8 protein-coding genes and 1 rRNA gene are annotated in these 11,109 nt (G+C 30.2%); 2 read left to right on the top strand and 7 right to left on the bottom strand.

Annotation, left to right across the window (positions count from 1 at the left end):
• Positions 1–588 precede the first annotated feature (588 nt).
• Positions 589–2,430: a clostripain-related cysteine peptidase gene (locus GC105_RS15965; RefSeq protein WP_193708455.1), complete on the bottom strand. Its 1,842-nt coding sequence runs from the start codon at positions 2,428–2,430 to the stop codon at positions 589–591.
• A gap of 196 nt (positions 2,431–2,626) precedes the next feature.
• Between GC105_RS15965 and GC105_RS15960 the strand changes: the two genes are divergently transcribed.
• Both GC105_RS15960 and GC105_RS15955 read left to right on the top strand, forming a co-directional pair.
• Complete coding sequence (locus GC105_RS15960) at positions 2,627–3,442, top strand: YihY/virulence factor BrkB family protein (RefSeq protein WP_152806827.1); 816 nt, start codon at positions 2,627–2,629, stop codon at positions 3,440–3,442.
• 208 nt (positions 3,443–3,650) lie between these two features.
• A complete protein-coding gene (locus GC105_RS15955; protein WP_152806825.1) occupies positions 3,651–5,336 on the top strand; it encodes a CoA-disulfide reductase in 1,686 nt (561 codons plus the stop codon).
• Between the two features lie 110 nt (positions 5,337–5,446).
• Here the strand turns inward: GC105_RS15955 and GC105_RS15950 are convergent, their stop codons facing one another.
• From GC105_RS15950 to rrf, 6 genes are all read right to left on the bottom strand, one after another.
• Positions 5,447–6,988 carry a DUF3794 domain-containing protein gene (locus GC105_RS15950; protein WP_152806823.1) on the bottom strand — a complete coding sequence of 514 codons (1,542 nt, stop codon included), beginning with the start codon at positions 6,986–6,988 and terminating at the stop codon, positions 5,447–5,449.
• A 170-nt stretch (positions 6,989–7,158) separates the two neighbouring features.
• Positions 7,159–8,145, bottom strand: a complete 987-nt coding sequence (argF, locus tag GC105_RS15945) for an ornithine carbamoyltransferase (RefSeq protein ID WP_152806821.1) — start codon at positions 8,143–8,145, stop codon at positions 7,159–7,161.
• 182 nt (positions 8,146–8,327) lie between these two features.
• Positions 8,328–8,594, bottom strand: a complete 267-nt coding sequence (locus GC105_RS15940) for a Veg family protein (RefSeq protein WP_152806819.1) — start codon at positions 8,592–8,594, stop codon at positions 8,328–8,330.
• A gap of 265 nt (positions 8,595–8,859) precedes the next feature.
• A complete protein-coding gene (locus GC105_RS15935; protein WP_152806817.1) occupies positions 8,860–9,564 on the bottom strand; it encodes a YhcN/YlaJ family sporulation lipoprotein in 705 nt (234 codons plus the stop codon).
• Positions 9,565–9,654: 90 nt separating this feature from the next.
• Complete coding sequence (locus GC105_RS15930; protein ID WP_152806815.1) at positions 9,655–10,824, bottom strand: hypothetical protein; 1,170 nt, start codon at positions 10,822–10,824, stop codon at positions 9,655–9,657.
• Between the two features lie 186 nt (positions 10,825–11,010).
• Positions 11,011–11,109, bottom strand: a 5S ribosomal RNA gene (gene rrf, locus GC105_RS15925); the annotation flags it as partial.

The following is an 11,109-nucleotide window of genomic DNA, read 5'->3' as shown; positions in this document are numbered from 1 at the left end:
AAAATGACTTGAATTCTGCGAGCCAATCTGCTGCAGATTTCACCTCAACTGCTTCGCAGTTTCGGTCGTTTGCACTTGCTCATAGAATTCATTTCCTTTTCTCGTGCAAGCACAGAAAATGACTTGAATTCTGCGAGCCAATCTGCTGATACGGATATTATATCATAAATTGTGTTAGTAATCTCTATTGCTTACTTTATCCTCTGCAGATTATCCTCACGATAATCCCATGAAAAGATATTTAAAGCACGCTTTTCAGTTTTGTTTTTATCATTTAAGGGTTCAGAGAACCCTTTTTAAAAAAACATATCAAAGTAGCTAACTATATCGAGTATTTTTAAAACATTAGCAAACGATAGCTTCGCTAAATTCAATAGAAGGAGAAGATTAACGTTAAGAATTTTTGACTGTTTGAGTGTAGCGAGTTTCAAAAATTTAGTTAATCTTCGAGTTCTTTTCATACAGTATGCGACAGCGTGTTTGCGTTTGTTTTAAAAATACTCTTGCTCTCCCCATGTATACAAGACAAAATTCTATTCCATCTTTTCTATGTTTTTTTTCGCGATAGCTCTGGCTATCCTACTCAATTTATTCTTCTATAGGAATAAAATTTGAATAACATTGATTTAACGAGTAGTCGTCTATACAAAATCCCAAGACAAGGTCTTCTTCATCTAATTCTTTTATTATAATCTCTGGATCATCTAGTAATATAAAAGCTTTTCCTTCTATGCTTTTCGCTTCTTTTTTATCTATATTATATTCCTTAAAAATCGGTTTTATAACATCTCCTTGTTTTACTTCGATAATCTCTTTCCTTACTATCTTACTCTCTGGAATTACGCCATGCCATGCACCTAGTATTTTATAATAGCCATCTTCACCATCATCAGCGTACCACGCTACTTTTATATTCACGTATTCATCATTCAAGACTGCTGGCAAAGAATAGGTTATATAATCGTCTTCTACTCTTGTTACATAGGAATAAACCATATTTCCGTTAATTGATAACCACTTATTATCAAATTCAGTATTAATTTCGCCTTTGTTGTAATTCGCCGAAGGACTTCCTCCATATAGTAATATTTTATTCTCATCTATCTTCTTACCTAATACAGTTCGTACTTGACTCACATTTTCCATTTCACTAGATTTTACATTCGCTTTATAACTATTTCCTTCTTTATTTATATTTTCACTTGCAAATTCTATCTCACTAGTATCATTTCTTGCAACTTCAGTATATCTAGTTAAAAAATCATTGTACGGTTCAGAAAAATCTATTGTGCCATACACAGGGAGTTCATATTCAATATTCTCTTTATTGTAATAAGGAAAATATACTGAAATACCTGTGCTTTTACCCCTTGCTTTACCTTTAATTTGATATACTACCGCATCATTTACATTATTAACAATATCATTTTTATCTTGTGCATAATCATCACTTAGCTTACTTGCTAAATCGCCTAGATCTATCATATTACTATATCCTTCGGATGGAGATTGACCTCCATAATATTCTGCTCTGCTAACAGTATTGGAAATCTGATTAAATACACTTGCATCGTATATATCTTCATCCGCCTTCATAATAAAATTTTCAAATGATTTTTTTAAAATGCCTATTCTACTAGTATCAATAACTGACAATGTAACTGTATCATTTAATCCGTACTTTTTAGTATCTTTATAGAAACTATCAGCAATTTCTTTACCTAACATCTCACCATCTAATTTTTCTTCTGATGCTTTTTTTAAAAAAGCACTATATTCCCATCCTATAGCAGGCTCTAATTCAGTAGATGCAACTAAATAATTTGCAAAAGGGGCTACGACATCAGCAGTCTCAATTGTTGCCATCAAACATGCATCAAATCCGATCATCTCTAATTTGACACCTGTGGTAGCCATAGCATCAGTAAGCGCTTGTTCTAGTTCTACTAAGAGCAATGTATCATAAAAATGTCTTTCATCATAACCAAATCCAGATATTGATCCACCACCGTGATTCCACAGTATTAACACATGTTTTTGAGCAGGATAATTACTAACCCCCCACACTAAAAAATCTTTTAATGTGCTTGAAACACCCATGTTTTTGGTACCTAAGTCCTGTAATTTTTCAAGATTATTTTTTTTAACTAACCATCTCTGATTTTGACTTGCATCAATATAGTGATTTTGCCAGTTTTTCGTTCCTCCAGTTTCAATTACAACGTTAATATTATCTGTCGTACCAGCTTTCATCATCTCATATAAATCGCTAGTACCTGCACCATGTTCTGTTTCAAGGTCTGAACCATTCATATATATTAAAAAAGTGTATTCTTTTAACTCGTTATTCTTTAATCTGTCTCCCTGATTGGTACATGATAAACATACAATTGTAAACAGCAACAACATAAACACTATTACTTTTTTCAAAGTAAAACCTCCTAATATCAATCTCATTAGTAGTATTAGTGTTTTTTCTTTAAATATAGAAAAAAGAATAGCCTAGACTATTCTTTCTTAATATAATGAACATTAGATTATAAAAGGGGGATAACCTTAATGTTAGTTTTATTTTAGAGTATATTTCTTAAATAAAACTTAAATAATAAGATTAAGGTGATTAAAAATGAAATTTAAATTATTTCTTAAGTACATTTACAATGAATATACCAAGTCTGAATTTGGTTCTCTATCTGCTCAGACTTCATACTTTTTGTTATTATCCTTTATTCCTTTTTTAATATTTTTTCTAACTATAATAGGAAATTTAAACTTACCCTCAGATGATATATACCATTATCTAGAATCAATACTTCCTACGCAGTCTTACACTCTTATATCAAATATATTATCAGAAGTTTTAAATACGGAATCTGTTAATTTAGTTTCATTATTTTTAACTTTTTTTCTTGCTTCAAAGGGTGTGCGGGCTATCGTATTAGCACTTAATAAAGCCTATATTGAAGATGAAAGTCGTAATATATTTTATTTGTGGTTTATATCTATTATATTCACACTTATATTTTCTTTTATCTTAGTAATGACACTCTTGTTATTAGTATTCGGCAAACTATTAGGTGAAATAATATTTAATAACTTTGCCATAAATTTTGAATTAGTAATGTTATGGAACTATATACGATATATTGTCACAGTGATATCAATGATACTTGTATTTAGTTTCATATATAAACATGCACCCAACTGCAAATCCTGTAAGTTGACATTTAAAGATATTATAATAGGATCAATTTTTACTACCATAAGCTGGACAGTGACATCTCTAGTTTTCGCTTATTATGTGAATAATTTTAACACAAGTTATGTTTCTTTATATGGAAGCCTTGGCGGTGTTTTCGCTTTATTGGTATGGTTATATATGTCAAGTTCGATTATCATTTTAGGTGGACAAATTAATGCTTACTTATATAAATTTAAATAATTTATTTACTATCAACTCCATGCTAAATACTCTTTAATTGAGTATTTAACAGTTATAGCTATAATATTATAATTAAAGTTATTACATTTCAAAATTAATTCTTCCTTGTTTATGTCATATTAAGGTATATAATAATAAATAAGCAATTACCTAGATTAATTGTTTTTTATAGTCGTATAACTAATTGTAATATGGGAGGTTTTAAAATTTGGGCAAAAAAGTTTTAATAGTTGGTGGTGTTGCAGGTGGTGCTAGCGCAGCAGCAAGGTTAAGGAGAATTGATGATGATGCGGAAATAATACTATTTGAAAAAGGAGAGTACATTTCATTTGCTAACTGTGGATTACCTTATTATATTGGCGATGTAATAAAAGATAGAAAAAAGCTACTATTGCAAACACCTACTGCTATGAAAAAAAGATTTAACATTGACGTTAGAGTAAATAATGAAGTTGTTTCTATAGATAGAAAAAATAAAAAAATTACAGTTGTCAATAGGACTACAAATCAAACATATGATGAATATTATGATAAATTAATTTTATCTACAGGCTCTTCTCCCTTGAGGCCACCTATTCCAGGAATTGACGCTGATAATATTTTTACAATATGGAATATACCTGATACAGATGCAATTAAAAACTATATCGATAATCATACTGTCAAAAATGTGGCTATTGTTGGCGGAGGATTCATTGGTGTAGAAATGGCTGAAAATCTGCACGCCTTAGGGCTAAATGTCTCAATCATTCAAAGACCTAACCAACTCTATCCACCACTAGATTTTGAAATGGCACAAATTATGCATAAGCATATCGAAAGCAAAGGAATCAATTTAATACTTAGTGATGGTGTAAAGGAATTTAAAATTGTCAATAATAAAAGTTCTGTAATAACTAATTCTGGTAATATTATTCAGGCAGATATGATTATACTTGCAATTGGCGTCAGGCCAAATAGTGAGTTAGCTAAAGATGCTGGTTTAGAACTTAATCCCAAGGGTGGTATTATTGTAAATTCTTTTCTTAATACATGTGATCCTAACATATATGCTATTGGAGATGTAATACAGGTTAATGACTATGTAACTAACGCTGATGCAATGATTCCTCTAGCTGGTCCAGCTAATAAACAAGGTAGAATTGTTGCTAATAATATTAGCGGTGTTAAAGAAAAATATAAGGGTACACAAGGTACATCTGTAGCTAAAGTTTTTGATCTAACAGTCTCTAGTACTGGCGCAAATGAGAAGACTTTAATTAAGTTAGGTAAAGTCTCTGGCGTGGACTACTATAGTATACATCTTCATCCTCTAAACCACGCAGGATATTATCCTGAAGGAGATGTAATTCATATAAAAGTACTGTTTGAAATCGCTACTGGAAGGGTTTTAGGTGCACAAGCTATTGGTGGTATTGGTACTGAAAAAAGAATAGATATAATTGCTACTGCTATTCGATTTAGAGCCACTGTAGAAGATTTAAAAGAACTAGAACTTGCCTATGCACCTCCTTATTCATCTGCAAAAGACCCTGTTAATATGGCAGGATTTGTAGCTTCAAATTTGTTGTCAGGTAGCATGGGGATAATACAATACAACGAAATAGAAAATCTTGATTTAAACGAAAATACTATATTAGATCTTAGAACTCCGGCAGAAAGAAAAATGGGGTATATCCCTAATTCAATAAATATTACAGTAGATGACCTTAGAGAAAATATTGATAGTTTAGATATAAATAAAACTATTATAGTTTACTGTGCCGTTGGCGTTAGAGCATGGACAGGAATTAGCCTTTTAAGGCAGAAGGGCTATAAACTCCTTAACTTGTCAGGAGGTTTTACCACATATTCTAATGCTTATTACAATAACGAGGATAAAATACATTATTAAAAATTTTATCTCAATAAACAAAAGTCTCTAAGCTCAAAGTAATTTCTAAAGCAGTAAAAAGCAGGGCCATTTTATACTGAGACCCTGCTTTTTTTATTCATCAAAAATTACTAATGTAATATTACTAATGGCATATACTCTTTAATCATTTCTTCACTTTCTAACTTATTATCACTTAATATCCTATCTACTGTTGTACAATTTACTTTTGCTATTTCCCATAGCGATTCTTGCGGTTGCTTATAGTGTGCCTTAATCGTATAAAACTCTCCAACCTCTTTTACTTCTGTTTCTTCTATCTCATTTACTGATTTAACTAGGTTAAGTGAAATTTTATTAAACAGATTTCCTTTTATAATAATGGCACCTTCAACTTCTATGGCATTACCCCTTAAATTAGTTCTTAGACTATCTACTGATACAGCAAAATCAGATATTTCATAATCCATACTTCTCATTTTTAATGTATAACTAAACGGTATTTCTTTATCAAATTTCTCAATTAGCTCCACTTCAGAAATAATATATTCAGTCTTTAAAATTCCTTCAAATGTAATATTATCTTCTCCTACAGTAGTCGCCGTTATAATAGTTTTTGAATTTGTAAATAGCAATTGCTCTACAGGCATCTCAGGAGTTAATATTACTTCTTCACTAATTTCAATCCGCTCCTCAAAATTTTCAATTAATGAATATGTTTTTATAATGTCTTTTTCTACGTGACTTTGAATTTCTGGGCTATATAGATCCTGTATATTTTCTATATCAACATTTTCATAAAATGTTATGTATGTTTCCACAGCCAAATCATAATTTAATGAGATAGTTTCACTTTCACTCTCAGCAGAAAAATCAATATTTTGACTTTTTATCTTTGGTATAAAGAAATAACTATCTATATTCTCTACACCTGTTTTCTCAATAAATTGACTAAAATTCATAGAACAAGGAATATTCTTGTAAACTTTCTTTTCATCAGTGTCCTCAGAATATAGAGTGTTACCTAAAATTCTTCCTGTAATTAGTACTCCACTTGGCGACTTACTAGATTTTATATCTGTAAATGTAAATGAGCTATCAATTAATTTCAGCGATGTCTCATCTTTCTCTTCCATTGTAATTTTCTCCTGTACCGTAATTGTTTCATTTTTTTTAACTGTCGACTTTGTTATAGTTATTTTATTGTGTAGTTTTTGAATATTCGCCATTTCTTTTACATCTACTAATAAAGGAAAATTACTTTTTTTAATCAACTTACCTTCAATCTTCATTATACTTCTAACATTTACTTTTCTACTGTTTGTTATTCTAAAATCCACATGTTCTAAGCCTGCTTTAATTAGACATTCTATGTCTCCTTCTAAATCACTTAACTCTACGGCATAATCGAATGGTGCCACTGCTTGAGCACAATCTAAGTAACCACCTTCAGCAACATAATAGATTTTAAATTGAATATCACCTTCAACATTTAGAACATTTCCCTCGATGGCTTGAGAAGATGTATTCACTTCACCATCTATCAAAAGAATACTCCTCATATTCGGCTTAAAGTCAGGTATCTTTATTATCTCTTCTAGGCTTGTTTGTGTATTGAAAGCGTTAACTTCTTGATCTAAAGTAATATACTCCCTAATTAATTCAAAAGGCATGCTACTTCCCCCTTATATATATCATATTTACGATATTTATTATTCTTATTATCTTTATTAGAGAGCTGTACAAAAAATACCCTTTGAATAAAAAAATTGATACTTTTTTTATTCAAAGGGTATCTTAGAAGTCTATTTATATTTTTAAAAAGCTTTAGTTGCTTCTATTACTATAATGTTGCAACCATTACAGCTTTAATAGTATGCATTCTATTCTCTGCCTCATCAAACACTTTTGAGTGACTACTTCTAAATACTTCATCTGTAACTTCCATTTCTTTTAATCCATATTGATTATATATCTTTTGTGCAAATTCTGTATTTAAATCATGGAATGCCGGTAAACAGTGAAGAAAGATAACATCTTTATTTTCTGTACTTCTTATTGTATCCATAGTAACTTGATATGGGAGTAGCATTTCAATTCTCTCTTTGGCTTTATCTTCTTCACCCATAGAAATCCATACATCTGTATATAGCACATCCGCATTTTTTACACCTTGTTCAATATTTTCAGTAACTTGGATAGTTCCACCATTAGCTAATGAAATACTCTTTATTTCATCTATAAAATCACTGTCTGGAAATAATTCTTTAGGTGCAACTGCTACAAAATCCATTCCTATCTTAGCTGCTCCAATCATTAATGAATTAGCTACATTGTTTCTTGCATCTCCCATATAAACAAATTTTATATCCTTTAAAGGTTTGTTAATTTGTTCTTTAATAGTCATAAAATCTGCAAGAACTTGTGTAGGATGATACATATCAGTTAGCCCATTCCAAACAGGAATACCTGAGAATTTACTTAATTGTTCTACAGTTTCTTGTTTAAAACCTCTAAATTCTATACCATCATAAAATCTGCCTAAAACTTTGGCAGTATCTTCAATTGATTCTTTCTTACCCATTTGACTATTAGTTAAAAAGGTTACTTTCGCTCCTTCATCAAAAGCAGCCACTTCAAATGCACATCTTGTTCTAGTAGATGTCTTTTCAAATATTAAAACAATATTTTTACCTAATAACAAATTATCTTGAATACCTATTATTTTTTTTGATTTTAAACTTATTGATAACTCTAATAGATAGTTTATTTCTTCTTGAGTGTAATCTTTTAATGTTAATAAGCTTCGTCCTTTTAAATTTATTGGCATATTTAATCTCCTATTCTCTGTATTAACTATTAATACTATAAGCTAATAATGTCATAAAGGCAAGTGTGTTTTGAGGCTATTTTATATAATCTAAGCTAATTTGAGTTGACTTAGCATAAACTCGATAATTACCTGATTATTTTTATTTTCATTAAAAAAAAACTGTAAAATTAACAGTTTTTTTATCCGCAGAGTATACTTTCTTCATTTTCGCATAGGGTAAGTTCAACATTATGTGTTAATAGGTCTGAATAACAAAAAGATAGTTTGCGAGGATTTTTATTTTCCTGATCAACTTTTATTACAAATATACTTGGGTAAGCACCTTCGATTATTCCTTCTTGTATGACAACTCTTTTTCGACTTTTGCTTGCTTTTAACCTTACTTTGTGACCTACATAACTTTCTAACCCTTCTTTAATTTCAGAAATGGTTTTATTACTATTCATCTAATCACCTCGGTTATTTGTTATATTGTAACATATGTCATCACAGTTGTCAAATTTGTCATTATAACAATTAATTAAACTCATGTCAACAATAAATTACTAATATTGTTTGCATCTTTTTTTCATTATATACATTATATTATTATAATAGTTTAATTATAGTATTTCTTGCATTCAAATACATTTTACTCATTTCATTGTTATTTAGGTTTAAGCCAATTGCAAATAGAATAGAGAAGGGATAAATCCCTCCTCTATGATAGTATTATCTAAATAAATTTTGTAGTCTGTTCCAGTTTACATTCACAGTATCCCGTGCAGTTCCAACAAAATCTTCAACTGCATTTCTATCTTCAGTAAAATATACTCTATTGATATTAGGGTCTGCTCTTTTAATTTCATTGCTAAGTTGTTCTTTCATTGTCTCAGTTAAGTTAGCATTATTGTCTAAATCTAAACCAACATAGCAAGTATTATTATTATCATTTATAACAACAGATGTATCGTCTACATTTTCTTTACGATTGCATATGCTTCTTATTTCATTAACTCTATTTGTTTCACCTAATGCAGTGTTCCAATTGCCATCAGTAATTCTACCAGCATTGTTGTTTAATGTTCCTGCCGGAGTTCTTGTTCCACCAGCATTAGTTCCACCTGTTCCTGCTCCACCGGCTCCAGCTTCGCCAGCCCCACCTGTTCCACCTATAGCATTAGTTCCGCCCATATTACCAGTTCCTCCAGCTCCGCCTACACCGTCAGCTGTTCCGTAATATGTTGATCCTCCACCATTAGCGATACCAGTTGCACCTTGGTTTCTTGTTGTATCATTTGCTGTTCCATCATTTGTAATTATGTTATTTCTAGTAGTACCTCGTTGCCCGTCTTCAACAGGTGTTGCGGGTCTACAACCAAAACTAAAAGTAGCTACTAATGTAAAAACAGTTATTGCAGTTATTATTCTTTTCATAAATTATCTCCTTTTTTTATTATTGTGATACTACTCTTATTTTGACAAAGGAGACGTTTTAATATGCTACCAATTTTTTGTTTGTAAAATTTACATATTGTTGTGCATTATATTTTTATTTAAAGGAGGCTTTACAGGTCTTCTAGGAATGACAATTTTACCTGTATGTACGTCTACGTATAATAACCAATATCCTTGAGGATCTCTCTTTATAACATCTTTAGATTGCCAGTATAAATACCCTGTACTTCCTCTAAACGGTTGATCTTGCATATAGAATTTACCTGGAATTCCATATACAAAATACTTCAATACTTCTTTTCCTTCATAATCATCAGTAACAGCTCCAAATATCCATTCATTGTCTATGTTTCCAATATTTTTATAATTCATATACGGATATACCATTGGCATCATATATCCATTATAAAGAATAGAATAATATTGTATTTCTGTATCATACTCTTTTACATACCACCACTTGTGTTTTGGTATAGACTGCATAAAAGGATTCGCTTTTTTTAAACACTCATCTAATTTGTCGATATTTTGCCAGAGGTAAAATATTTTGTTATTATACATTCCACCTTTAGGCGATGAATTGCTTTCAGATTCTTTTGAATTAGACTGAGAATTACTATTTTTAATTAAATTTTCTTTTTTTTGTAGTTCATCCTCATTATCAATTGTCTTATTTTCACTCATAAATCCTTCGTCCATCTGATCGAATATATTATCCTCGATATTCGTACTTATGTTGATATCCTCTTCCAAAATAATATTTTTTTCTATATTATTATTATCTTCTTCTACCTTTTTACTAATAGTTTTTAAGTCATCACTTATTTCGTTAATAATTTTTTTTTCATTATTTTCTAAATTATTATTATTTATACCACGCATATAGGAAATTTCATTAATATTTAATTTGCTTTTATCTATAAGATAGCCAATAAGTACAATTTTATTTTTATCACTCATTGGATATATCAAGATAGCTCTTATATTATTAATACTGTTACTTGTATAAAATTTTGTTTCTATCCTACTATTACCATAGAAATTTCCGATATTTGTACATATATTTTCTCCATGAAGTATATCTACTCCATACTCATCATGATTTAAACCTTCAATAAATAAACTTACTGCAATTTTATCTTTACTCTCATCAAATTGAACATGACCTTTTAACTTATTAGAACTTATAGAATAGCCAATATCTATAGCTTCAAGAAAAATAAATTTTCTTTGACGCATACTTATACCCCTCTCATTACTCGTTTTATATCATTATTATGAAACAAACCAGTAATTTAGAATATATTTAGCACATTTATATACTATTTTATTAAGTAATTACAAACTCTTAATAACGACTATGGTAGTGTACATATTAAAACTAAAAAAGATACCTCTAAATAAATAGAAGTATCTTTTTAAATGAATCCGCAACGACCTACTCTCCCAGGGCGTCGCCACCCAAGTACCATCGGCGCTGGAGGACTTTACTGCTGTGTTCGGTATGGGAACAGGTGTAGCCCC

Origin of the sequence: Alkalibaculum sporogenes, from assembly GCF_009362815.1 — a bacterium.
GTDB lineage: Bacteria > Bacillota > Clostridia > Eubacteriales > Alkalibacteraceae > Alkalibaculum_A > Alkalibaculum_A sporogenes.
This window is presented reverse-complemented; position numbering and strand designations above follow the sequence as displayed.